The sequence below is a fragment of the Massilia sp. IC2-477 genome (assembly GCF_020707265.1).
GTDB lineage: Bacteria > Pseudomonadota > Gammaproteobacteria > Burkholderiales > Burkholderiaceae_D > Telluria.
Genome location: NZ_JAJFEQ010000009.1, coordinates 208,056 through 229,907, shown reverse-complemented (window position 1 = coordinate 229,907; position 21,852 = coordinate 208,056). Strand labels below are relative to the sequence as shown.

Below are 21,852 nucleotides of genomic sequence, written 5' to 3'. Positions count from 1 at the left end.
TGCCGCACACTTAGCGCCGCGCGCAAGGATGGTGCGCAACATCAGGCCGCATGCGCACGCGGCAGCAGCAACAGGTCGCACGTGGTCCGGCGCAGCAGCGTGCACAGGTCCGCGCGGCGGCGCCAGTCTTCCAGCAATCCGCCGCCCACGCCGGCCAGTACGAGTACATCCGGAGACGCCGCAGCGGCATGCGCGGCGACCGTTACGGCCCAGGGCTGGCGCGCTACCCGCAGCACCAGCCGCGCGTCGCAAGACGGGGCCTGCGCCACGAAGCGCTGGCCGGCCGCACGCGCCCTGCGCGCGACCCGACGGCGGCACTCGTCGAGCGCGGCGTCGCCCACATCGGCCGCGCGCATGTGCCCTTCCCCGGCGATGCGGCACACATGCAGCAGGGTGAAGCGCATGCGCGGCAGCGTGGCCAGCGCGCACCGCAGGCTCTCCAGCGAGGCAGGCGAGAGGTCGGTCGGGAACAGCGCGTTCCCATAGGGGCGCGCCGCCGCGGCGCGTACCAACAGCACAGCGCGGCCTCCCTCGCGCAGGGCGGCCAGCGCCCGCCGCATGTTCCGCCAGGCCGGCCAGCAGCGGTGCGCGCGCCAGCCGAGGGCCAGGATATCAGCCGCGGCCGCGCGCGGGCGCGGCATCGGATTGCAGTTCTCGAACACGCATCGTCCCTCCCCGTTCTACGCCACCATGGCCGCGGCCTCGCCCAGTACTGCCAGGCTGGCCAGCAGCGCCGCCGTCCCGGCCGCCATGGCCCCGGCGACCACGCGCCGCCACTGCGCATTGCGTTCCAGGATGCGCTTCACGAGGCGGCGCTTTCCGCGCGCCGCCATGCGCCGCCGCACCTGCAGGGCGGCGTCGGTTTCCATCATCTCGATTCGATTGCGTTTCATGCTTTCTCCTTTGCTTCTTCAGGTAGCCAGGCGCCGTTCATTGTTGGCGCCCTGGCGGCCGGGATGCGGCTGTCGTACCAGCCTGCAGGAGGCGTGTCAGGACAGCCAGGTCATGCTGACTGAATGTGGTGGTAGTGCACATGGCATGCCTTTCCCAGCCCGACGCCAGGCTGGTCAACAAGAATGGATCATGGGCCGCGGCGGTTGCCGCGGCACGTCAAGCAATGCTTGTGGATGGGGCTCGGGAGAACCGGATGGTTCTCGCCGAGCCTAGTGAAGGCAGGCGAGATCGCGCGTGGAACGTTGCGCGAGGCGAGCGTGGAAGACGCTCAGCCCGAACGAGAGTGGAACATGGGGGCTGCGCGCGGCGGGGGCATCGGCCCTGGCGCGCGCTGCGCGCACGCTCGAGGAAATGCCGGTACCGAAGGAAGAAATGCAGCGCATGCCTGGTGTAGTCATGAGGTGGAGTCATGGGCAGTATAGCCCACCTGTTTTTTCCGTCAACCCGGGCCTAGCCAGCGAAATCTTCCTCGCGGTATTCAAGGCCCTCTCCGGCCTGATCCTTGCGCCCCGCTTCTTCCTTGCGCAGCTCGACGCGCCGGATCTTGCCCGAGATGGTCTTGGGCAGTTCGCGGAACTCGATGCGGCGGATGCGCTTGTAGGGCGCCAGGCGCTCGCGCGCAAAAGCGAATAGCGAGGCCGCCACCTCGCGCGAAGGCAGGACGCCCTGGCGCAGCGTGATGAAGGCCTTGGGCACCGACAGCCGCAGCGGATCGGGACTGGGCACGATCGCCGCTTCCAGCACGTCCGCGTGCTCGATCAGCACGCTTTCGAGCTCGAAGGGGCTGATGCGGTAGTCGGAGGACTTGAACACGTCGTCGTTGCGGCCGACGTAGAAGTAATAGCCGTCTTCGTCGACGGTGGCGGTGTCGCCCGTGTGGTAGTGGCCGGCGCGCATGACGCTTGCCGTCTTTTCCTCGTCGCCCTCGTAGCACATCATCAGTCCCAGCGGGGCCGGATTGAGGGACAGCGCGATCTCGCCCTCGCTTGCAGGCTGGTCGTCGATGTCGAGCAGCGCCACCCGGTAACCGGGCAGCGGCCGCCCCATCGAACCGGGCTTGATCGGCTGGCCGGGCGAATTCCCGATCTGGCAGGTGCTTTCCGACTGGCCGAAGCCGTCGCGGATGCGGATGCCCCAGGCCCGTTCCACCTGCTCGATGACTTCGGGGTTGAGCGGTTCGCCGGCGCCCACCAGTTCGCGCAGCGGCGGACGCCAGCTGCTCAGGTCTTCCTTGATCATCATGCGCCACACGGTCGGCGGCGCGCACAGCGAGGTCACGCCGCAGCGGGTAATGGTATCGAGCGCCGCCTTGCTTGAAAATCGCTCGTAGTTGTAGACGAAGATGGTGGCGCCCGCATTCCAGGGCGCGAAGAAGCAGCTCCAGGCATGCTTGGCCCAGCCCGGCGACGAGATGTTCCAGTGGACGTCGCCCGGCTGCAGGCCGATCCAGTACATGGTTGACAGGTGGCCGACGGGATAGCTCTGGTGGCTGTGCAGCACCAGCTTGGGCTTGGCCGTGGTGCCGGAGGTGAAGTAGAGCAGCAGCGGGTCGGTGGCGCGGGTCTCGCCTTGCGCCGTGAACACCGACAGCACGTCGTGGCTAGCCGCATAATCGCGCCAACCGTCCGGCTTGCCGCCCACGGCGATCCGGGTGAAGCTGCCTGCCATGCCCTCGAACTTGGCCGCCTCGGAAGCCTGGGCGATCACGTGCTTCACGCGGCCGCGCTCGAGCCGGTCCTGCAGGTCGACGCCGGAGACCAGCATGGTGGTCGGCACCAGCACGGCGCCGAGCTTGATCCCGGCCAGCATGATCTCCCACAGCTCGACCCGGTTCGGCAGCATCAGGAGCACGCGGTCGCCGCGGTTGACCCCGCACAGGCGCAGGTATTCGGCCACCTGGCAGGAACGCGAGGCCATGTCGGCGAACGAGATCTTCTGCTCCGAACCGTCCTCTTCGACCACCCACAGTGCCGGCGCGTGGTTATCCTTCGCCATCTGGTCGAAGTAGTCGAGCGCCCAGTTGAAGGCATCCAGCTGGGGCGGCTGGTAGCCGGCGTAGGCGGTGTCGTAGTCGAGGCGGTGCTGCAGCAGGAAGTCGCGTGCCTGGATGAAGCGCTGGGTCGGGGTCATGGGGTCTCCTGGTCGCGTGTTGGACGGGGCGGCCGCCGGGGCGGCGCCTTCCTTGTTGTCCTGACCATTTTGCCACCGTTCGGGCGCCCGTGGGCACCCTTGTCATCAGTCACGGCGCAGGGCCGTCACCCGCATCTCTCCCTGTGGCTCCATCATGTCGATCACGCGGCAGTCACCGCACATGCGCAGGCGGTCGAGGTGACCGCTGAAGGCCGGGTGCGAGGCCAGGCGTGCCAGCATGTTCTCCACCATCTGCAGGGTACCGAAGGGCTTGTCGCAACGGATGCAGTGGAAGGGCTGGGACTGGTTGAGCACGACGGCCTGGCCCCGCGATTCCATGAAGGAGAGGCGCGGCACGAGCGTGATCGCGTTCTCCGGACAGGTAGCAGCGCACAGGCCGCACTGCACGCAGTTCTTCTCGATGAAGCGCAGCAGCGGCGCGCCCTGCCCGTCCTGCAGCGCGGCCGCCGGGCAGGCGCCGACGCAGGACATGCACAGGCTGCAGGCCGATTTGTTCACCTCGATGGCGCCGAAGGGGGCGCCGACCGGCAGCGCCACCTGCTCGGCTTGTTGCGGCGCGTGCCGGTGCAGGTGCTCGAGTGCGTAGTCGAGGCTGTTGCGCTTGTCGTTCGCCAGGTGGAACAGCGCGGGCTCCAGCGGCACGGCGCCACGCGGGGCATGGCGCAGGGCCACCGCCAGTTCTTCCGGCGCGCCCACGCGCAGCAGCTGGAAATGCGGGCCTTCATAGCCGAGGCCATCCAGCACCGCCTGGGCGATCTCCATCTGCTGGTCGAGCGCGGCGACGTATTGCGGCGCCTCCTGGCCGGTCAGGAGGATCGCGACGCCCGCTGCGCCATAGGCCACGGCGGCAAACCAGACGTCGATGCCGGTCGAGGCGGTGTGCTGCAGCGCCAGCGGAATGACGCGTCCGGGGACGGTGTCGCCGAGCCGGGAAATCAGTGCCGCGCCCTGTTCCGGGTCGTGCAGCAGGAACACCGGCTGCTCCCCGCCCGCCTCGCGGTAGGAACGCAGCGCCGCCTGCATGCGCTTGCCGGTAAGCGAGGCCGGCGGGAAGGCGTAGCTGATGGCGCCGGTCGGGCAGACGGTGGAGCAGGCGCCGCAGCCGGCGCACAGGTAGGGATTGACCTTGATCTTGTCGCCGTCGTCCATGATGGCCTGGGCCGAGCAGATTTCGATGCAGGCGCTGCAGCCCTTTTGCCCGTTGCGGCCATGGGCGCAGGTGCGCTCCTTGTACGAGAAATACTTGGGCTTTTCGAAGTCGCCGACCATGTCGAGCATGGTTTCCACGGCCTGGGCGCGCGCCGCCTCGTCATAGCCGGGTGCGTAATAGCCGTGCGGGCGCTGGTGGCTGGCGATCAGGCGGCTCGGGCTGAGGTCGAGCACCAGGTCGTAGCGGCCCTGCTGGACCGGCTGCCCGGGCGCCTGCCAGCGCGCCTCGAAGGCCCCCAGCCAGCCAGCCACGGCGACGGTGCGCGCTACGTGCACCGGATAGGGGCGCACCGGCATCGTGTCCTGGCTGTCGAGCAGCAGGACAGTGACCGGCAGCGCAGTGGCCAATCGGTCGGCCCACGGCAGCGCCTGCTCGGCGGAGCCGACTACCAGGGTGCGGCCGCTGGAGCGGTAGTCGACCGTGACCGTGGGTTCGAAAACGGGAATGGCGTCCACGGCCAGGATGGCGGCGCTGCGCGCCTCTGCATTGCGGCCTTCCTGGACCGGGTCGATCGGGGGTGTGTCGGTAAAGCGGATGTTCATGCGTTCCCTTGTTGTGTGGACGGCGGCGCCTGCCCGGTCGCGGGCTCCGTGGCCTGCTCGGCAGCCTGCTCAGCGGCCAGCTCCCGGGCTACTGCAGCCTCCGGATGCTCCGGCTGCTCTTCGAACAGCCGGGACAGCACGCCCGGCGCATGCTTGAGCGAAGCGAGCATGCCGGGCGGGAGCGGCGCCGCCTTGTTGTAATCGTTCATGTACATGTCGAGGCCGTCGATCGCGTTGAAGTGCGGATCGGTGAACAGCTTCTTCAGGGCCAGGCGCTGGACCGACTTGTCGACGCCTTTCGCGACAAAGGCGGAGAAGTCGGCGTCGGGGGTGAGCCGGGCGACGTCGTCCATGGTCGGCAAGGGCGCCGACCGCGTCGCTACGGACTCCGGCCTGGCGGCCACCGGCTCCGGGACCGCCACCGGTACAGATGCGGGTGCGGGTGCGGGTGCGGGCCGAGCGGGCTCGGCTTCGCCTCCGGTCGATTTCAGGCGCGACCAGCGCCGCAGGAATCCTTCTTCCGACATCGTGGCTCCGCTCATCCGTGCTCGCGCCCGCGGCGGCGTCCCGCCTTGGGCTGGTAATGCTCGCGCAGGTAGCCGGCCACCCAGGCGTAGATCTCGGCCGGCATGGCCACGCCGTCGGCCTGCTCGCCCGAGTCGAACATGCGGGTGCCCTCGACATAGCTGACCGAGGCGCGCACCGGGATCGCCTTGCCCTCCTCCATGCGCCACAGCACGAAGACCTTGGACTCGGGCGCGATGCAGTTCTCGTAGTAGCCGTCGTTCTCGTCGGTGTACAGCTCGAGCTCGAGGCCGGAGACGAGGTAGTAGTCGCGCTCCGGACTGCTGCTGAGCACCTGCAGGCGCGGCAGTTCGCCGCGGTCCGGCACGACGCCCACCGCCTCCCAGGCCTCGTCGGCCCAGCGGTGCTGCACGGTGCGCCGCTGCATGATCACCGCGATCGGCATGCTGCCCATCTTCATTGCTTGTTCGCCGTCTTGGGGGTGTGTTCCTTCTCTACCGCAGGCGCGACCCCTTTCGGCACGGCTTTCGTCGGCCCTTTCTTGACGTCTTCGCTGGGCGCCGCGGTGCCCAGCTTCTCGCTCTTGATCGGGACATTCGCGGCGTTCAGCGCCTGGCGGCTGTGCGGCGCGGCGCCGGTGGCGGGCGCCGCCGCAGCCGAACCTGGCGCGGCATTGGCCGGCGCCGCGGCCGGCATGCCGGCGTTCGGCGGCGTGACGCCCGGCGGCACCATCCCTGCCGAGGCGGCGGCGCGTGCTGCGCCCGGGGCGGCTGCGCCGGGCTGCACCGGATTGGCGACGGCGCCCGGCGCCATGGTGCCGGCGCCGGCAATGCCGGCCGCACCCGGGGGCGGCGTGCCGACCGAGGCCGCATTCGCCCCGGCCGGCGCCGCGGCCGGCGCGGCGGCGATCGCGACCGGCGGGTTGACGCGCCAGCCCTTCGCTGGAGCCTGGGCGCGCCAGCGGTTGCTGAGGGCGTCCATGGACGCCAACAGCGCTTCCTTTTCCTTCGCCGCCTTGGCGTCGGCGGCCGCCTTCTTGGCGGCGGCTTCCTGCTGCTGGGCGGGTGTCAAGGCCGGCTTGGGCAGCGCGGCCTGGGAAGATGCGCTGCCGGCCAGCATGGCGGCCAGCAGGCAGCTGAGTCGGATGTGCCTGTTCATTGCTTGGCTCCCAGTGTGCCGGGCGCCGCGGCGCCCTGCGGGGCAGTATTGGTGGCCGCCGGGGCTTCCACGCTGCCCGGGGCCGGGGCCACGGTGCGGCCATGGTCGCCCGGCTGGGTCTGGGTGCCCGGCTGGGCGCCGGACGGCGGCGTCACGCCCGAGGTCGGACCCTGCCCGGTTTCCTGGACGGTGCCGCCGGTGGCGGCGCCCGAGGTGGTCCCGCCGGAGCCCCCCGCAATACCCGGGGTGCCGCCGGCATAGGTGGCGTCGGTCACGGGCTTGGCGGTGCTGGCGATGATGGCGCCGCTGGTGCGCCCGCCGGCCGAGACCTGGCCCGGATACTTGGTCTGTTCGATGCCGCCCACGCTCGGGTTGCGGCCGCGGTCGCAGCCGGCCAGCACGGCGAGCGCCATGGCGGAGATCAGGATGGTCGATGCTTTCATGGTGCTCCTCAATGCGCCGGGCCGGGGCGCGGCGTCGGCCGCACCGGCGCGCTGTCCGGGAGGGGACGGTTCGCCGGGTCCGTGGCGCTGCCGTTCTGGACCTGCTCGTACCACAAGGCGTGGTGCGCCGCGGCCCAGTTCTCGTCCACCGTGCCTTCGCGCATGGCCTGGTAGGCGCCCGGGGTGCCCCAGGTGCCGATGTAGATGTGGCCCATGGCGGCGGCGATATAGAAGGCGGCGCCGGCGATGTGCAGGTAGTTGGCCACCTGCAGCACCCAGCGGGTCTGGCCGAAGGTGACGAAGTCCAGGATCAGGCCGGTGATCGACATGACGATGCCCAGCAGGGTCACGCCGAGCCAGAACCAGGCCTTTTCGCCGGCATTGAAGAAGCCGGCCGGCACGTGCTTGTGCGACACCAGGCCGCCACCCTGCTTCACCCACTGCCAGTCGACCCGGTTGAAGAAGTTGCGGCGCAAGAAGGTAATGAACATCAGCACCGAGCAGATGATGAACACCGGCCCCACGAAGTTGTGCAGGTACTTGGAGATGATCGCGACCCAGGAGAACAGGTCGTGTCCCATCCAGGGCAGCATGATCTTCTTGCCGTACATGATGATGATGCCGGTGATCGCCAGCGCGATGAAGGTGTAGGCCGTGGCCCAGTGCACCTTGCGCTCCCAGTTGGTGAAGCGCTTGATGCGGCGTCCCGAGGCCGGTTCTTGGCGTGCCGGGCCGATCGTGTTGTAGAAGATGAAAATCAGGAGCGGCACGCCGAGCAGGATGAAGCCGGCAATGGTTGCCAGCGGCCCGTTGCGCAGGTGGCGCCAGGTGTTGCCGCCGCGCTGGACGATGACGTTGGCCTCGGTGGCGCCGTACTGGCCGAGGAAGTGGCGGTCCATGTGGACTCGGCCGGAAGACGGGTTGGTGAGGCCCGGCTCAGGAACGACCGAGTCGCCTTCGATCTGGAGCATGGTCTGCTCCTCGGCATAGGCGGGCTCGGCTTTCTTGTTGGGCACGCCCGCCCAGGCGGAGGGCAGCAGCAGGGCCAGTACGAGGGCGGCGATCAGGGCCAGCGTGATGCGCATGGATGTGGTTCGCATCGTCGGCTCCTTACGGGTTGGCCCGGTTGTACTCGTTCTGCTTCATGCCGCGATTCTGGATCGTGGCCGACCAGGCCAGGCGGTCGTTGTGGAAGCGGGTCTGGAAATGGCGATTGTCTTCCTTGCCGGCATACTGGCCGTGCAGCCATTCGGGATGCTGGTCGACTTCGAGGCAGCCGGCCAGTAGCACGGGCAGCGCCAGTACCAGGTAACGCAGATGAGAGCGGAGCTTGTTCATTGCGGGAACCTCCCTGGCTCGTTCTGCACGTCGCCGATGTTCTGGTTGACACGCGGCAGGTCGCCCTTGGCCTTGACTTCGCCGCCGCGTTTCGGGCGGCCGTAGGCGATCTTCCAGCCCCACAGTTCGGGGCCGTAGCCGCGGGTCTCGACGCGCTGGCGGTAGATGTCGGCGATCTGCTCGGCTTCGCCGCCCAGCAGGGCCTTGGTGCCGCACATCTCGGCGCAGGCCGGCAGCTTGCCTTCGGCGATGCGGTTGCGGCCGTACTTCTTGAATTCCGCTTCCGAGGTGTCCGGTTCCGGGCCGCCGGCGCAGAAGGTGCACTTGTCCATCTTGCCGCGGTGGTTGAAGATGCCGGTCTCCGGGAACTGCGGCGCCCCGAACGGACAGGCGTAGTAGCAGTAGCCGCAGCCGATGCACTGGTCCTTGCTGTGCAGGACGATGCCATCCTCGGTGTGGTAAATGCAATTGGTCGGGCACACCGCCAGGCAGGGGGCGTCGGTGCAGTGCATGCAGGCCACCGACACCGAGCGCTCGCCCGGGATGCCGTCGTTGATGGTCACCACGCGGCGCCGGTTGATGCCCCAGGCCAGTTCGTGTTCGTTCTTGCATGCGGTTACGCAGCCGTTGCAGTCGATGCAGCGCTCTGTATCGCAAATAAATTTCATCCTCGCAGCCATGCCACCCTCCTCTGCTGTTCTCTAAGCGTGCTTCAGGCCTTGACGACCCGGCACAGCGATACCTTGGTTTCCTGCATCATCGTCACGGCGTCATAACCGTAGGTCCAGGCCGTGTTGATGGCCTCGCCGCGCACGGTCGGCGCGCCGCCCTCGGGGTAATGACGCTCGAGGTCTTCGCCCATCCACCAGCCGCCGAAGTGGAAGGGTGCCCAGACCAGGCCGATCGGCACCCGCTCGGTGACCATCGCCATCATCTTCAGGCGCGCGCCGGTCGGGGTCTCGACCCACACGTAGTCGCCGACCTTGGCCTTGATCTGGGCCGCGTCGCGCGGGTTGATCTCGACGAACATGTTCTGCTGCAGCTCGGCCAGCCAGGGGTTAGAACGGGTTTCCTCGCCGCCGCCCTCGTACTCGACCAGGCGGCCGGAGGTCATGATCAGCGGGAAATCCTTCGAGTAATCGACGTCCTGCACCGACTTGTACAGGGTCGGCAGGCGCCAGAAATTGGCCTTGTCGTCGTAGGTCGGGTACTTGGCGACCAGGTCGCGCCGCGGCGAGGCCAGCGGTTCGCGGTGGGTCGGCACCGGGTCCGGGAAGTTCCACACGTTGCAGCGCGCACGGGCATTGCCGAAGGGGGCGCAGCCGTGGGCGATGACGACCCGGATGATGCCGCCCGACAGGTCGGTCTTCCAGTTCTTGCCCTCGGCCATCGCCTGTTCCTGCGGCGTGAGCTCGGCCCACCAGCCCAGCTTTTTCAAGAAGACGTGGTCGAATTCCGGGTAGCCGGTGTCCAGCTGGCTGTCCTTGTTGGTCGAACCGTCCGCCGCCAGCAGCGACACGCCGTTGTGCTCGACGCCCCAGTTGGCGCGGAACGGCAGGCCGCCCTCGGCCACCGACTTGTTGATGTCGTACAGGATCGGCGTGCCCGGGTGCTTCAGCTCCGGCGTGCCCCAGCACGGCCACGGCAGGCCGTAGTAGTCGCCCTTGCAGGGACCGTCGTCGGCGCGCATGGTGGTCGGGTTGAAGGTGTGCTTGTTCTCCATGTGGAGTTTCAGGCGCTCCGGCGAACAGCCCGTGTAGCCGATGGTCCAGCACGAGCGATTGATCTCGCGCAGGATGTCCTCGACCACCGGTTCGTTCATCACGACCTTGATGTTCTTGCACAGTTCGTTATGGAAGCCGAATTTCTTGGCGAACAGGTACATGATCTCGTGGTCGGTCTTGCACTCGAACAAGGGCATGATGACCCGTTCGCGCCACTGGATCGAGCGGTTCGAGGCCGTGCACGAACCCTGGGTCTCGAACTGCGACGCGGCCGGCAGCAGGTAGACGCCATCGGTGCGGCCGTGCATCGAGGCCGTCATGCTCGGATAGGGGTCGATCACCACCAGCATGTCGAGCTTCTGCATGGCCGCCTTCATGTCCGGCAGGCGCACCTGGCTGTTCGGGGCGTGGCCCCAGTAGAACACCGCGCGCAGGTTGCTCGGCTGGTCGATGTATTGGTTGTCTTCGTTGACCGCGTCGAACCAGCGCGACACCGTGATGCCCGGCTTTTCCATCAGCTCCTTGGAGCCGAAGCGCGACAGGATCCAGTTGTAGTCCACGCCCCAGACGTTGGCGAAGTGTTTCCAGGCGCCTTCGGCAATGCCGTAGTAGCCGGGCAGCGAGTCGCCATTGGGGCCGACGTCGGTGGCGCCCTGGACGTTGTCGTGGCCGCGGTAGATGTTGGCGCCGCCACCCGGGATGCCGATGTTACCCAAGGCCAATTGCAGGATCGAGAGCGCACGCACGTTGGCGGTGCCGACGTGGTGCTGGGTGATGCCCATGCACCAGACCACCGACGAGGGCTTGTTCTTGGCCAGCATTTCGGCGGCCAGCCTGACCGAGGCTTCAGGCACGCCGGTGATGTCCGAGACCTTGTCCGGCGTCCATTTGGCGACTTCCTTGCGCACGTCGTCCATGCCATAGGTGCGCTGGGCGATGTATTCCTTGTCTTCCCAGCCGTTCTGGAAGATGTGCCACAGGATGCCCCACACCAGCGGGATGTCGGTGCCCGGGCGCACCCGCACATAGTGGTGGGCGAAGCGCGCGGTGCGGGTGAAGCGCGGGTCGATGACGATCATCTTCGCGCCGAGCTCCTTGGCGTGCAGGAAGTGCAGCATCGAGATCGGGTGCGCTTCGGCTGGATTCGAGCCGATGAACATCACCGCCTTGCTGTGGTGCAAGTCGTTGAAGGAGTTCGTCATCGCGCCGTAGCCGAAGGTCTGGGCCACGCCGGCGACCGTGGTCGAGTGACAGATGCGGGCCTGGTGGTCGCAGTTGTTCGAGCCCCAGAACGAGACCCATTTGCGCAGCAGGTAGGCCTGTTCGTTGTTGTGCTTGGACGAGCCGATCACCATCAGCGAATCCGGGCCGGATTTCTGGCGCATCTCGATCAGCTTGTCGCCGATCTCGTTGATGGCCTGGTCCCAGGAGATGCGCTGGTACTTGCCGTTCACCAGCTTCATCGGGTAGCGCAGGCGGTGCTCGCCGAAGGCGTGCTCGCGCACCGAGGCGCCCTTGGCGCAGTGCGCACCCATGTTGATCGGGGAGTCGAACGCCGCCTCCTGGCGCACCCAGACGCCGTTGGCCACCACCGCGTCCACCGAGCAGCCCACCGAGCAGTGGCTGCAGACGGTGCGCTTGATTTCGGTGGGGACCGGGGCGCCGGGGGCCTGGTCCGCCTTGGCCGGTTCGATCACGTTCAGCGGCAGCTGGCGGGCCAGGGCGCCGGCGCCGGCGGCGACGCCTGCGCCGACCAGGAAGCGGCGCCGTTTGAGTCCGCTGTCGCGGACGGTCTTCACAAGGGACATGCTGGCTCTCCGATTGTGCTGATGGGTACCGTCACCAGTAGGCGGCGGTCTGGTAGTAACGGCGGATGTGCTCGGTCTCGTGGTAGCCGCGCTTGACCTCAGGGTTCGGCGCTGGCGCGGCGGCCGGCGCCTCCTCGGCCTGGGCGCTGCCGGTGACCACGGCTAGTGCGCCCAATGGCGCGGCTTTCAGGAAGCTGCGTCGGGTGTGGTCCGGTTGACCGGCTTCCCGTTTCACGTCCTGTTCCTGTTGATTCCCTTGCGGTAGCTGTTCCATGCCTGTGCCTCTTTGGTTAAACCGGTGTCTCTTCGAGCGCTTCCGCGACCACGAAGGCTTGTGCCTCGATGGCGAGGAAGGCGCCGGCCAGCCGTGCGACCAGCCGGTAGTAATTCGATCCTTCCGCTCCCCCGATATCAGCCAGGCAGCGCTCGTACCAGGGCGCGATGTGGACCTCGAAGAAGGCCTGCTGGCGCTCGATGGGCTGGCGCGCGATGCCGGGCGCGCCGATGATCAGGACGCGCATGGTCTCGCACAGGGCGCCCAGGTGGTCTTCGAACTCGCCGACGCCGCGCACGCGCCCGATGCCGAAGCGCGCCAGGTCGGCGCGCAGTTCGGCCAGCGGGGTATCGTTCATGAAGCCGGACAGGTAGCGCGAACCGTAGGGATTGACCGGCGGCGTGCCAACGCTGACGAAGAGCGTGTCGAATTCCTCGGCGACCGCCTCCGGGTCCATGACGCCGGAGGCCAGCGTCAAGGCTTCCCAGCTTTGTTCCAGCGCCGGATCGCCCCCTTCGGAAAGGATGGGGTCGGCATGCGCCAGGGCATCCAGCAGCGCGCTATCGGGCGCGGCCAGCAGCAGGCGCGACAGCAAGGCGTACAGGTCGGCGCGCGCCTGGTCCTCGCCGGACAGCGGAAGCGGTACTGCGACGGGCGCGGCGGAAGCGGAAGGACGGTCGATCTGGGGCGCCTCTGGAAGGGACACGGTGCTGCACTCCTGTTAACAAAGCTTATAAGAAGTGTATTCCTCCATAGCGCCATGCCGCGCACGGTTGGTCGGGCCGCTTCCCGGGCGGCGCCGCTAGCGCATCCCCAGCGCCTGCATCAGCACCCGAATCACGTAGGCCACCGCCGCCAGCGTAAACACGCCGCCCAGCCACAGGGCGGCCATCCAGCCGAGACGCCGCATCCACTCACGGCGCGTCACGCGACGCCGCGTGGCCATTTCAGTGGTACCCCGCATCGGCCTTCACCTTGCCCCGGAAAACCCAGTAGGACCAGCCGGTGTACATCAGGATGATGGGCAGGATGAACAGGGTGCCGACCAGCGCGAAGCCCTGGCTGGCCGGGGGCGACGCCGCTTCCCAGATCGAGATCGCGGGCGGCACGATGTGCGGCCAGATGCTGATCGCCATGCCGGAGTAGCCCAGGAAGATCAGTGCCAGCGCAGCCACGAAGGGCACCCGGTGCGGATCGCGCGTCAGCGAGCGCAGCAGCAGTACGATGAAGACCAGCACCAGCACCGGCACCGGCGCCAGCAGCACGATGTTGGGGAAGCTGAACCAGCGGTCGGCCACCGCCGGGTCGCGCAGCGGGGTCCAGATGCTGACGATGACGATGGCCGCGAGCAGCATCAGGGCGAAGGGGCGCGCCACCTGCACCATGCGCGCCTGCAGCTCGCCCTCGGTTTTCATCACCAGCCAGGTGGCGCCCAGCAGGGTGTAGGCGATCATCACGCCGACGCCGGCCAGCAGCGGGAAGGGCGCGATCCAGTCGAGCGGCCCGCCGGCGTAGCTGCGGCCCGACACCGTGATCCCGTCCAGGAAGGCGCCCAGCGCCACGCCCTGGAAGAAGCTTGCCACCACCGAGCCGCCGATGAAGGCCTTGTCCCACAGGTGGCGCTCGTGTTCCTTGGCCTTGAAGCGGAATTCGAAGGCCACGCCCCGGAACACCAGGCCGACCAGCATGAAGATCAGCGGCAGGTACAGGCCCGACAGGATGATCGAATAGGCTATCGGGAAGGCCGCCAGCAGCCCTTCCCCGCCCAGCACCAGCCAGGTCTCGTTGCCGTCCCAGACCGGCGCCACCGTGTTCATCATGGCGTCGCGGTCGCGCTTTTTCGGCGTGAACGGAAACAGCAGGCCGATGCCCAGGTCGAAGCCGTCCAGCAGCACGTACATGAAGACGGCGAAGAAGATGATGACCGCCCAGATGACGGTGGTGTCGATGCCCATGGCCTAGCTCCCCCGTTTGCCGTCGTCCTGCCCGGGTCCTTCCGGGCCGGGTTCGTCGTCCACATTGTCGTCGTTCGCCACGTCGGCTGCCGACAGCGGCCGCATCGGCGTGCGCTCCTCGCCCGGCCCGCCCTGCGGCGGACGGTTCAGCTCGAAGCGCTGCGGCCCCTTGCGCATCATGCGCAGCAGGTAGACGGTGCCGGTGCCGAACACGAACATATAGGCCACCACGAACAGCGCCAGGGTCAGCGCCAGCGCGGCGGCGCCGTGCGGCGAGACCGCGTCGGCCGTGCGCAGCACCCCGTACACGACCCAGGGCTGGCGCCCCACCTCGGTGGTGGTCCAGCCGGCCAGGATGGCGACCAGCCCCGCCGGCCCCATCAACAGGGCGAAGCGCAGGAACAGGCGCTGGTTCCATATTCGCCCACCACGCCTGAGCCACAGGCTCCAGGCCCCGAGCGCGATCATGAGCAGGCCCAGGCCGACCATCAGGCGGAAGCTCCAGAACACGATCAGCGAGTTCGGCCGGTCTTCGCGCGGGAACTCCTTCAGTCCCGGGATCTGGCCGGTCCAGCTGTGGGTGAGGATCAGGCTGCCCAGGTGGGGAATGCCGACCGCGTACTTGGTGCGCTCTTCTTCCATGTCCGGGATGCCAAACAGCAGCAGCGGAATCGCCCGCTCGCCCTCGTTCTGCCAGTGCCCTTCCATCGCCGCCAGCTTGGCCGGCTGGTGCTTGAGGGTGTTCAGGCCGTGGAAATCGCCGACCACCGCCTGGATCGGCGCGACCAGCAGGATCATCCACATCGCCATCGAGAGCATCTTGCGCACCGCCGGGTTGTCGCGTCCCTTCAGGAGCTGCCAGGCCCCGGAGGCGCCGACGATCAGGGCGGTGCTGAGGTAGGCCGCGATCACCATGTGCAGCAGGCGGTAGGGAAAGGAGGGGTTGAAGACGATCGCCAGCCAGTCGGCCGGGACCATGCGCCCGCCCTCGATGGCATAGCCCTGCGGGGTCTGCATCCAGCTGTTGGCGGCCAGGATCCAGGTGGCCGAGATCAGGGTGCCGACAGCGACCGCGCAGGTGGCGGCGAAATGCAGGCCGGGGCCGACCCGGTTCCAGCCGAACAGCATGACGCCCAGGAAGCCGGCTTCGAGGAAGAAGGCGGTCAGCACCTCGTAGGAGAGGATCGGTCCCATGATGCTGCCGGCGAATTCGGACAGGTAGCTCCAGTTGGTGCCGATCTGGTAGGCCATCACGATGCCGGACACCACCCCCATGCCGAAGCACACGGCGAAGATCTTGAGCCAGTAGTGGTAGAGGTCGACGTAGACCTGGCGCCCGGTGCGCAGCCAGCACAGTTCGAGCACCGCCAGGTAGCTCGCCATGCCGATGGTTATGGCCGGAAACAGGATGTGGAAAGACATCGTGAACGCGAATTGCACGCGCGCCAGATCCAAAGCCGACAAACCGAACATGCGCTCTCCTGTGGTCGTTGTACTGCGTCCTCTATGCCAGTGCCGTGTCCAGAATCTAGCACGGGCGCCGGGTGCGCACGCTTGGCGAGGGCGATTAAATGGCCGGACTGTGACGGCGGCACAGCAGGCCATGTTTCACTTCCAAAATCTTTCACGCCGTCAGAAAACCGGAGTCCACTGATCCATATTAATGACCGCTCAGATCGCCTCTGGCGACCGCTTGTGCTCGTCTATATTGGCTGACGATTCGGGCCCGGCAGCTCGATATCCGGGTGAACATCGCATGGAGCAGCGACATCGCGCTCTACGTCGATGACCTCGTCGTCAACCCCTGAGCACAAGGAGAACAGCATGTCGCCAAATGACCGTCTCGACCGGGACGCAGCCCTCACCCTCGACCGCCCCTGGAGCGCCGATGCGCCGCCCTCCTCGGCCAACCAGGCTCCCTACGCCGAGGCCGAGGCCGACGTCCAGGCGGACCCGGGCAAGGTGCAGCCCGCACTGCAGGGCAACGGCTTCACCTACCGCCACAACTGGGGCGCACGGCGCGGCCAGTGGGTGCTGCGTCTGAACTGGTCGGAAGTCAACGCCCGTTCCCAGGTCTTCGTCGCCATCGGCGAAGGCGCCGCCGGCGGCCCGGACGCCGGCAAGTTCATCGGCTCGGCCCGCTACACGGTGCACAACGTGGCGCCGCGCGCCGGCGGCGTCGACATCTGGGTCAACATCGAGTGGAGTTCGGACATTGCCCTCTACGTCGATTACCTGGTCGTCAACCCGGTGCCCAGCGGCCCGCGCTCGGTATCGGTGACGGTGCACCGCCACAGCAGCGTCGCCCTGAGCGACGCCGAGGCCGACCGCATCCTGGCCGACATGGGCACCATCCTCCAGCGCGACGATACCGGTCCGGACGTCGCCACCCCGGTCCAGTTCGTCCGCAACGGCGCGGTGCGGCTGCTGCCGGCCACGGTCCCGGGCACGATCCAGACGGCGGCCGACCTGAATGCGCTGCTGAGCGCCGGTTCCGGCATCAAGATCGTGCAGGCGATCCGCTGGTGCGGCGGCCCTGGCGACAACATCATCGGCTGCGCGCCGGTCGGCAGCACCACGGTGAATGTGGCCGCGGTACGCTTCACCGCCGACCAGGAAGGCCTGATCTGGGTACACGAGTACGGGCACAACTGCGGCCTGCCGCACCGCACCGACGACCCGCGCGCGGTGATGTATCCGTCGGTCGGGGTCGACCACAACGTGGTCAATGCCGCCGAGTCGTCTGCTTTCCTGGCCGGACCCGCCGCCGTCACCGGCAAGGTGCTGGCCGCGAGCGGCTGCAACTGCGACCTGGGCGACATGAAGGCGCTGCTCGATGTGCGCGACTTCGTATCGCAGCACTGGATCGAGGGCGTGCCCTACGAACTGGCCTCGCAGTACGGCGAAGCCGATGCGGGCAAGCTGCTCGACTGGCTGGTGGGCGAGCCGGAGAAGCACGAGGAATTCCTGCCGCAGATCGTGGCCACCCTCGGCTACATCGGCAGCGAGATCGCCGCCCAGCCGCTGATCGACTTCGTGCACAGCACGCGCGCCGGGCGCGCCGTGTTCAACGCCAAGAACGCCGCCCTGCTGCGCCTGGGCGACCTGGCCAACCGCTCGGGCAGCAGGCTGGCGGTGGACTTCCTGGCCAGGGTCGCGAGCGACATCGCACTGGCGCGCTCGCTGGCCGCGCCGCAGGCGGGCGCGGAGAAGGCCCTGGCGGCCAGGGCCGGCCAGGACGTGGTGGCGCCGAGCCTCGAGACGCTGGCGTCCGAGCTGGCGGTGTCCGCGACCTTCGGCCTGGCGCTGGCCGGCGCCGAGGAAGCCCGCCGGACCGTCGAGGCCCTCAAGCGCGACCCGAACGCCTTTGCCTCGGTCAACCAGGCAGCCGGCGAAGCGGGGCAGATCGCGGACACCGTGCTGCGCCAGGGCCGCAAGGAGTACTACCGGATGAAGACGGAACAGCGCCATCACCTGTAAGACTCCCGTAGCACGACTGCCGGGGCCATGCCCCGGCAGTATTGCTTTTGGAAAATGGAATGCCCTGAGCTGGACAGCGGTCTATAATGGCCCCATCAGCTTTCCGTTTTGCGCCATGAACCAACCGATGTCGATGCCGGGCGCATCGCCCCTGAACTTGCAAGTCATCAAGGCCAGCTGCAGCGCCTGCAGCATGCACCAGCTGTGCCTGCCCATGGGGCTCGAGGACGCCGACATCAACCGCCTCGACCAGATCATCGGACGGCGCCGGCGCCTGGTGCGCGACGAGCGCCTGTATGCGATGGGCGAACCTTTCCGCAACCTGTACGCGGTGCGCTTCGGCCACTTCAAGACCTACCAGGTGAACGCCGCGGGCGAAGCCCAGATCACCGGTTTCCAGATGGCCGGCGAACTGCTGGGCATGGACGCGATCAGCGGCACCCACCACTGCGACGCCGTGGCGCTGGAAGACAGCGAAGTGTGCGAGATCCCGTTCTCGCGCCTGGAAGAACTGTTCGGCCAGGTGCCGGCCCTGCTGCGCCACTTCCACCGCATCATGAGCCAGGAAATCACGCGCGAGCAGAACGTCATGCTTTTGCTCGGCAATATGCGCGCCGAGCAGCGCTTCGCCGTCTTCCTGGTGAACCTGTCGGCGCGCTACGCCGCCCGTGGCTACTCGCCCAACAGCTTCCAGCTGCGCATGTCGCGCGAAGACATCGGCAATTATCTCGGTCTCACCATCGAAAGCGTCAGCCGCCTGCTGTCGCGCTTCAAGAAACAGGGCTGGCTGCAGGTCGACAAGCGCGAAGTCACCCTGCTCGACCCGGCCAAGCTCAAGGCGCTGGCGGCCGGAACCGACGTTTGCAGCCCGATGGGCTGAGGCGGGCCCCATGGCAAGCGCGCCCCTGCTCGACCTGCATGTGCGCAGCTATGGCGAGAGCCGGGAAGCGGACCGCCACAGCTTTGCCCAGGTGGTGCTGCCGGTCAGCGGCGAAGTGGCGCTGGAGATCGAGGGGCGCTTTGGACGGCTCGATCCCCTGCACGCCGCATTCGTGGCGCCCGGCGCCTGGCATTCGCAATACTCGTCCGTTGCCAACCGCTCGCTGATCCTCGACGTCGGCATGCCGGGCTTCGAACAGGGGCCCTGGCAGCAGCTGCTTGAACGCCCCTTTACTGCCATCGGCCCGGCGGCGCGCAAGCTGGTCGAGTTCATGGGCATCCTGGCCGCCGGCGGGGCGCCTGCCCCGTCGGTGCTGCAGGGCTGGACGCCGCTGCTGCTCGACACCCTGACCCTCGGCGCTGGCCAGCCGGCCTCGCGCCTGGCCGCCCTCCTGGCGCGCATCGAGGCCGAGCCCGGCCTGCCCTGGAGCACCGACAGCATGGCGCGCACGGCCGGCGTCAGCGTCAGCCGCCTGCACGCCCTGTTCCGCGAAGAGCACGACAGTACACCGCATGACTGGCTGCTGCGCTGCCGCCTGCAGCGCGCCTGCGACTGGCTGGCGGGAAGCGAGCGCCCGGTGGCCGAGATCGCGCTGGCGGCCGGCTTTTCCGAGCAGAGCGCTCTCACCCGCGCCATGCGCCGCGCCATGGACACCACGCCCGCCGCCTACCGCCGCGCACGGCGCGAGACCAGGTCAAAAACGCAGTAGGCCCGGTCAAGCTTTCTCCCAGCGCCCCGCCGACAATCTCCCATCAAAGGAGATTGCCATGCTGTCGCAGATTCACACCACATCCAGCCAGGCCCAGCTCGGCATCGGCGCCGGCATCACCGCCGGCGCCTTCTGGGGCCTGGTCTTCCTCGCGCCCGAACTCACGCCCGGCTTTTCGCCGCTGCAGCTGTCGGCCGGACGCTACCTCGCCTACGGGCTCGTGGCGGCCGTGCTGATCGCGCGTTCCTGGCCACGCCTGGTGCGCAACCTGAGCTGGGCCGACTGGCGCGGCCTGGCGGGACTCAGCCTGCTCGGCAACATCGTGTACTACCTGTTCGTGGCCCAGGCCGTGCAGTCGGGCGGCGTGGCCATGACCTCGATCGTGATCGGCCTGCTGCCGCTCGCAGTCACCCTGGCCGGCTTGCGCGAGCATGGCGCCGTGCCGCTGCGGCGCCTGGCGCCCTCGCTGCTGCTGGGCGGCGCCGGGCTGGCCTGTATCAGCTGGGATGCGCTGCGGGCGGCGGGCGGCTCGGCCCTGGGCCTGCTGTGCGCGCTCGGCGCGCTGGTGTCGTGGACGGTCTATGCCGTGGTCAACCGGCGCTGGCTGGCGCGCCTGCAAGGCGTCTCCAGCCAGGAGTGGAGCCTGCTGGTGGGTGTGATGACGGGCGCCCAGGCGCTGCTGCTGGCGGTGCCGGCTTTCCAGCCCGGCGCGGCGGCGCACAGCGGCGCCGAGTGGCTGCAGTTCCTCGGCGTCGTGAGCGCCGTCGGCATCTTCTGCTCGGTAGTCGGCAACGCCCTGTGGAATTACGCCAGCCGCGCGCTGCCGATGGCCCTGATGGGACAGATGATCGTGTTCGAGACCGTGTTCGCTTCGCTGTACGGATTCCTGTGGGAGGGGCGCTGGCCGAACGGACTGGAAGCCGCCGCGCTGCTGCTCCTGCTGGCCGGCGTGGCGTCCTGCGCCGCCGCCCATCGCAGTTAGCGCGCCAGGTAAGCGGTATATCCCTGGATGAAGGCGGCGCGCAGGCGCAGGAACTCGTCGATGTCCCTGAACTTCGTGCGTTTCTGATTCAGCAGGTAGGCGGTGACGATGGTCTCGCGGGCGGTGACGAAGAAGTGGATCTGGCTGATGGTGCCGCCCCTCAGCCCGAGCACGTTGTCGGTGTAGCCGACCACCTCGATGCCGTTCACCGTCTCGCGCTCGAACACGATCGTGTCCTTTCCCGGCGGCGTGCGCGCGGCCACCTTGGCGCACGCCTCCGGATTGGCAGCGAGATAAGCGCCCACGAGAGCGCGGTCGCGACGCACATTGTGCTCCAGGGCCTCGATCACGAGCGCCCTGTCCTGCTCGTACATGCCCGGCATGCTGGTCTCGATCTTGACGTTGGCGAAGTAGTCGCTGCCCGGATAAAGATACATGGCCTTGATCGCTTCGCGCACCGAGACCTTCTCGCGCCGTGCCGGAGTGCCTGCATCGCCTGGCCTCCATTCGATCATGCGCCACGGCGGCGCATCCCGGTCGCGCGCCTGCAACTCGACGAGAAGCAGGCCATCGGCGAAGCCTGGGGGCACCAGGCGCTCGAAGGGCGCCGGCACGTCCGGTGCGGGCTGGGCGAAGGCGGGCAGCAGGCACAGGGCCAGGATGGCAAACAGGCGGCGCGAAAGCAGGGTCATGGCGAGGCGATGAAAGTCGGGACCTGCGCATCCTGCCGCAGCCTTCCGCTTCGCGCGAGCCGTATTGCCGAGGTAGCGCCCCGCGGCCTTGCCGGTACCGCGCTGCGCTCCCTGCCTAGAGCTCGATCACCAGCTCCGGCCGGAAGGCTTCCTGCTCACCCTTGCTGAGGTAGCCGAGCGGGTTGGCCACCACGCGGCAAGACCAGGGCCGGCCATCCTCGCTGCCCGTCATCACGTAGTCGTTCGCGCAGTGCAGGTGGCCGTGGATCCAGATGTCGGCGCGGGGGAACAGCGCATCCATCGCGTTGCAGAATCCCGCCGTGCCAGGGGTCAGGCCATAGCGCGGATCGGCGCTTTGCAGGCTCGGTGCGAAATGGGTCACCACTACCGTCTTGCCCGCGAAAGGAGCGGCCAGGGCGCCGCGCAGCCAGTCCTGGCAATCGAGCGACATCGCGCGGATGCCCTCGGCCAGCACCTTTTCGCCGTTCTTCAGCGTGGTGTTCTTCGAAAGGTAGTAGTTGGCCGCGCGGAAGGCCTTCTCGCGCCGCTGCAGCTGTTTGGTGAGGTCCGTTTCCTGCACCGCCAGCGCATCGAAGTCGCTCCACAGGGTGGTGCCGATGAAGCGCACGTCCCCAATCACCAGCGTCTCGCGGTCCAGCCACTCGATGCCCAGCTCGGCGCAGGTGGCCTGCAGGCGGCTATATGCCTGCTCGTAGTCGAGGCCGTCGAATTCGTGGTTGCCGGGGATGTAGAGGACCCGGGCCCGCGTCGCGCCAGGGCGCAGCGGCGAGAAGCGTCCGAGGCCGAAGTCCTGATCGAGCAGGCGCGAGCCCTGCTGGTAGGAGCCGATGTCGCCCGCCAGGATGATCACATCGGTATCCTCGCGGATGTCCGGGACGAAGTGCGGGTAGCGTTCGAGGTGCAGGTCGGAGAAAAGCTGGATACGCATGGTCGGCGCAGTATAGCG

23 protein-coding genes are annotated in these 21,852 nt (G+C 68.0%); 4 read left to right on the top strand and 19 right to left on the bottom strand.

Translation table 11 applies throughout. The features are described 5' to 3' along the window. Positions 1 to 41 precede the first annotated feature (41 nt). The 17 genes from LK542_RS18890 to LK542_RS18810 form a co-directional block, all read right to left on the bottom strand. The gene (locus LK542_RS18890) at positions 42 to 662 is read right to left on the bottom strand and encodes a hypothetical protein (protein WP_227813131.1); all 621 of its coding nucleotides are present in this window, start codon (positions 660 to 662) and stop codon (positions 42 to 44) included. 18 nt (positions 663 to 680) lie between these two features. Further along, a complete protein-coding gene (locus LK542_RS18885) occupies positions 681 to 893 on the bottom strand; it encodes a hypothetical protein (protein WP_227813130.1) in 213 nt (70 codons plus the stop codon). A 511-nt stretch (positions 894 to 1,404) separates the two neighbouring features. Continuing rightward, positions 1,405 to 3,084 carry an AMP-binding protein gene (locus LK542_RS18880; protein WP_227813129.1) on the bottom strand — a complete coding sequence of 560 codons (1,680 nt, stop codon included), beginning with the start codon at positions 3,082 to 3,084 and terminating at the stop codon, positions 1,405 to 1,407. A gap of 105 nt (positions 3,085 to 3,189) precedes the next feature. Beyond that, on the bottom strand, positions 3,190 to 4,857 hold the full coding sequence (locus LK542_RS18875) for a 4Fe-4S binding protein (protein WP_227813128.1): 1,668 nt from the start codon (positions 4,855 to 4,857) through the stop codon (positions 3,190 to 3,192). Further along, entirely contained in the window at positions 4,854 to 5,384 is a 531-nt protein-coding gene (locus tag LK542_RS18870; protein ID WP_227813127.1) for a DUF3306 domain-containing protein, read from the bottom strand. Before LK542_RS18870 ends, LK542_RS18875 begins: the two co-directional genes overlap by 4 nt. Before the next feature lie 11 nt (positions 5,385 to 5,395). Next, positions 5,396 to 5,842: a DUF3305 domain-containing protein gene (locus LK542_RS18865; RefSeq protein ID WP_227813126.1), complete on the bottom strand. Its 447-nt coding sequence runs from the start codon at positions 5,840 to 5,842 to the stop codon at positions 5,396 to 5,398. After that, a complete protein-coding gene (locus tag LK542_RS18860) occupies positions 5,839 to 6,540 on the bottom strand; it encodes a hypothetical protein (protein ID WP_227813125.1) in 702 nt (233 codons plus the stop codon). Before LK542_RS18860 ends, LK542_RS18865 begins: the two co-directional genes overlap by 4 nt. Then, a complete protein-coding gene (locus LK542_RS18855) occupies positions 6,537 to 6,983 on the bottom strand; it encodes a hypothetical protein (protein ID WP_227802316.1) in 447 nt (148 codons plus the stop codon). Before LK542_RS18855 ends, LK542_RS18860 begins: the two co-directional genes overlap by 4 nt. A gap of 8 nt (positions 6,984 to 6,991) precedes the next feature. Next, the gene (locus LK542_RS18850) at positions 6,992 to 8,083 is read right to left on the bottom strand and encodes a formate dehydrogenase subunit gamma (protein WP_227813124.1); all 1,092 of its coding nucleotides are present in this window, start codon (positions 8,081 to 8,083) and stop codon (positions 6,992 to 6,994) included. A gap of 10 nt (positions 8,084 to 8,093) precedes the next feature. Beyond that, positions 8,094 to 8,321 carry a hypothetical protein gene (locus LK542_RS18845; protein WP_227802314.1) on the bottom strand — a complete coding sequence of 76 codons (228 nt, stop codon included), beginning with the start codon at positions 8,319 to 8,321 and terminating at the stop codon, positions 8,094 to 8,096. Further along, a complete protein-coding gene (fdh3B, locus tag LK542_RS18840) occupies positions 8,318 to 8,989 on the bottom strand; it encodes a formate dehydrogenase FDH3 subunit beta (RefSeq protein ID WP_229521310.1) in 672 nt (223 codons plus the stop codon). Before fdh3B ends, LK542_RS18845 begins: the two co-directional genes overlap by 4 nt. A 44-nt stretch (positions 8,990 to 9,033) precedes the next feature. Next, positions 9,034 to 11,853: a formate dehydrogenase subunit alpha gene (locus LK542_RS18835; protein WP_227813123.1), complete on the bottom strand. Its 2,820-nt coding sequence runs from the start codon at positions 11,851 to 11,853 to the stop codon at positions 9,034 to 9,036. Between the two features lie 31 nt (positions 11,854 to 11,884). After that, entirely contained in the window at positions 11,885 to 12,088 is a 204-nt protein-coding gene (locus tag LK542_RS18830) for a twin-arginine translocation signal domain-containing protein (protein ID WP_227813122.1), read from the bottom strand. A gap of 55 nt (positions 12,089 to 12,143) precedes the next feature. Further along, positions 12,144 to 12,833, bottom strand: coding sequence for a molecular chaperone TorD family protein (locus LK542_RS18825; RefSeq protein WP_227813121.1), 690 nt, complete (start codon positions 12,831 to 12,833; stop codon positions 12,144 to 12,146). Positions 12,834 to 12,929: 96 nt separating this feature from the next. Further along, positions 12,930 to 13,091 carry a DUF2474 domain-containing protein gene (locus tag LK542_RS18820; RefSeq protein WP_227813120.1) on the bottom strand — a complete coding sequence of 54 codons (162 nt, stop codon included), beginning with the start codon at positions 13,089 to 13,091 and terminating at the stop codon, positions 12,930 to 12,932. Then, the gene (cydB, locus tag LK542_RS18815; protein WP_227813119.1) at positions 13,075 to 14,082 is read right to left on the bottom strand and encodes a cytochrome d ubiquinol oxidase subunit II; all 1,008 of its coding nucleotides are present in this window, start codon (positions 14,080 to 14,082) and stop codon (positions 13,075 to 13,077) included. Before cydB ends, LK542_RS18820 begins: the two co-directional genes overlap by 17 nt. Positions 14,083 to 14,085: 3 nt before the next feature. Further along, complete coding sequence (locus LK542_RS18810; RefSeq protein ID WP_227813118.1) at positions 14,086 to 15,555, bottom strand: cytochrome ubiquinol oxidase subunit I; 1,470 nt, start codon at positions 15,553 to 15,555, stop codon at positions 14,086 to 14,088. A 351-nt stretch (positions 15,556 to 15,906) separates the two neighbouring features. Between LK542_RS18810 and LK542_RS18805 the strand changes: the two genes are divergently transcribed. The 4 genes from LK542_RS18805 to LK542_RS18790 all read left to right on the top strand — a co-directional run bounded on the left by LK542_RS18805 (position 15,907) and on the right by LK542_RS18790 (position 20,193). Then, entirely contained in the window at positions 15,907 to 17,562 is a 1,656-nt protein-coding gene (locus LK542_RS18805) for a hypothetical protein (RefSeq protein ID WP_227813117.1), read from the top strand. Between the two features lie 115 nt (positions 17,563 to 17,677). Next, on the top strand, positions 17,678 to 18,442 hold the full coding sequence (fnr, locus tag LK542_RS18800) for a fumarate/nitrate reduction transcriptional regulator Fnr (RefSeq protein WP_227813116.1): 765 nt from the start codon (positions 17,678 to 17,680) through the stop codon (positions 18,440 to 18,442). A gap of 10 nt (positions 18,443 to 18,452) precedes the next feature. After that, the gene (locus tag LK542_RS18795; protein WP_227813115.1) at positions 18,453 to 19,211 is read left to right on the top strand and encodes an AraC family transcriptional regulator; all 759 of its coding nucleotides are present in this window, start codon (positions 18,453 to 18,455) and stop codon (positions 19,209 to 19,211) included. Between the two features lie 58 nt (positions 19,212 to 19,269). Next, positions 19,270 to 20,193 (top strand): DMT family transporter, encoded by a 924-nt coding sequence (locus tag LK542_RS18790; protein ID WP_227813114.1) that lies wholly within the window; start codon positions 19,270 to 19,272, stop codon positions 20,191 to 20,193. Here the strand turns inward: LK542_RS18790 and LK542_RS18785 are convergent. Further along, the gene (locus tag LK542_RS18785) at positions 20,190 to 20,885 is read right to left on the bottom strand and encodes a hypothetical protein (protein WP_227813113.1); all 696 of its coding nucleotides are present in this window, start codon (positions 20,883 to 20,885) and stop codon (positions 20,190 to 20,192) included. The two genes, LK542_RS18790 and LK542_RS18785, sit on opposite strands and share 4 nt — an antisense overlap. Before the next feature lie 115 nt (positions 20,886 to 21,000). Beyond that, positions 21,001 to 21,834 (bottom strand): metallophosphoesterase, encoded by an 834-nt coding sequence (locus tag LK542_RS18780; protein ID WP_227813112.1) that lies wholly within the window; start codon positions 21,832 to 21,834, stop codon positions 21,001 to 21,003. Positions 21,835 to 21,852: the final 18 nt, after the last annotated feature.

What these genes read in the sequence shown, in the direction of transcription:
- fnr (WP_227813116.1), top strand. Translation starts at nt 17,678, where the DNA reads ATGAACCAACCGATGTCGATGCCGGGCGCATCGCCCCTGAACTTGCAA.
- LK542_RS18855 (WP_227802316.1), bottom strand. Translation starts at nt 6,983, where the DNA reads ATGAAAGCATCGACCATCCTGATCTCCGCCATGGCGCTCGCCGTGCTG.
- cydB (WP_227813119.1), bottom strand. Translation starts at nt 14,082, where the DNA reads ATGGGCATCGACACCACCGTCATCTGGGCGGTCATCATCTTCTTCGCC.
- LK542_RS18795 (WP_227813115.1), top strand. Translation starts at nt 18,453, where the DNA reads ATGGCAAGCGCGCCCCTGCTCGACCTGCATGTGCGCAGCTATGGCGAG.
- LK542_RS18780 (WP_227813112.1), bottom strand. Translation starts at nt 21,834, where the DNA reads ATGCGTATCCAGCTTTTCTCCGACCTGCACCTCGAACGCTACCCGCAC.
- LK542_RS18845 (WP_227802314.1), bottom strand. Translation starts at nt 8,321, where the DNA reads ATGAACAAGCTCCGCTCTCATCTGCGTTACCTGGTACTGGCGCTGCCC.
- LK542_RS18880 (WP_227813129.1), bottom strand. Translation starts at nt 3,084, where the DNA reads ATGACCCCGACCCAGCGCTTCATCCAGGCACGCGACTTCCTGCTGCAG.
- LK542_RS18860 (WP_227813125.1), bottom strand. Translation starts at nt 6,540, where the DNA reads ATGAACAGGCACATCCGACTCAGCTGCCTGCTGGCCGCCATGCTGGCC.
- LK542_RS18805 (WP_227813117.1), top strand. Translation starts at nt 15,907, where the DNA reads ATGTCGCCAAATGACCGTCTCGACCGGGACGCAGCCCTCACCCTCGAC.
- fdh3B (WP_229521310.1), bottom strand. Translation starts at nt 8,989, where the DNA reads ATGAAATTTATTTGCGATACAGAGCGCTGCATCGACTGCAACGGCTGC.
- LK542_RS18870 (WP_227813127.1), bottom strand. Translation starts at nt 5,384, where the DNA reads ATGTCGGAAGAAGGATTCCTGCGGCGCTGGTCGCGCCTGAAATCGACC.
- LK542_RS18865 (WP_227813126.1), bottom strand. Translation starts at nt 5,842, where the DNA reads ATGAAGATGGGCAGCATGCCGATCGCGGTGATCATGCAGCGGCGCACC.
- LK542_RS18835 (WP_227813123.1), bottom strand. Translation starts at nt 11,853, where the DNA reads ATGTCCCTTGTGAAGACCGTCCGCGACAGCGGACTCAAACGGCGCCGC.
- LK542_RS18885 (WP_227813130.1), bottom strand. Translation starts at nt 893, where the DNA reads ATGAAACGCAATCGAATCGAGATGATGGAAACCGACGCCGCCCTGCAG.
- LK542_RS18820 (WP_227813120.1), bottom strand. Translation starts at nt 13,091, where the DNA reads ATGCGGGGTACCACTGAAATGGCCACGCGGCGTCGCGTGACGCGCCGT.
- LK542_RS18785 (WP_227813113.1), bottom strand. Translation starts at nt 20,885, where the DNA reads ATGACCCTGCTTTCGCGCCGCCTGTTTGCCATCCTGGCCCTGTGCCTG.
- LK542_RS18875 (WP_227813128.1), bottom strand. Translation starts at nt 4,857, where the DNA reads ATGAACATCCGCTTTACCGACACACCCCCGATCGACCCGGTCCAGGAA.
- LK542_RS18810 (WP_227813118.1), bottom strand. Translation starts at nt 15,555, where the DNA reads ATGTTCGGTTTGTCGGCTTTGGATCTGGCGCGCGTGCAATTCGCGTTC.
- LK542_RS18850 (WP_227813124.1), bottom strand. Translation starts at nt 8,083, where the DNA reads ATGCGAACCACATCCATGCGCATCACGCTGGCCCTGATCGCCGCCCTC.
- LK542_RS18790 (WP_227813114.1), top strand. Translation starts at nt 19,270, where the DNA reads ATGCTGTCGCAGATTCACACCACATCCAGCCAGGCCCAGCTCGGCATC.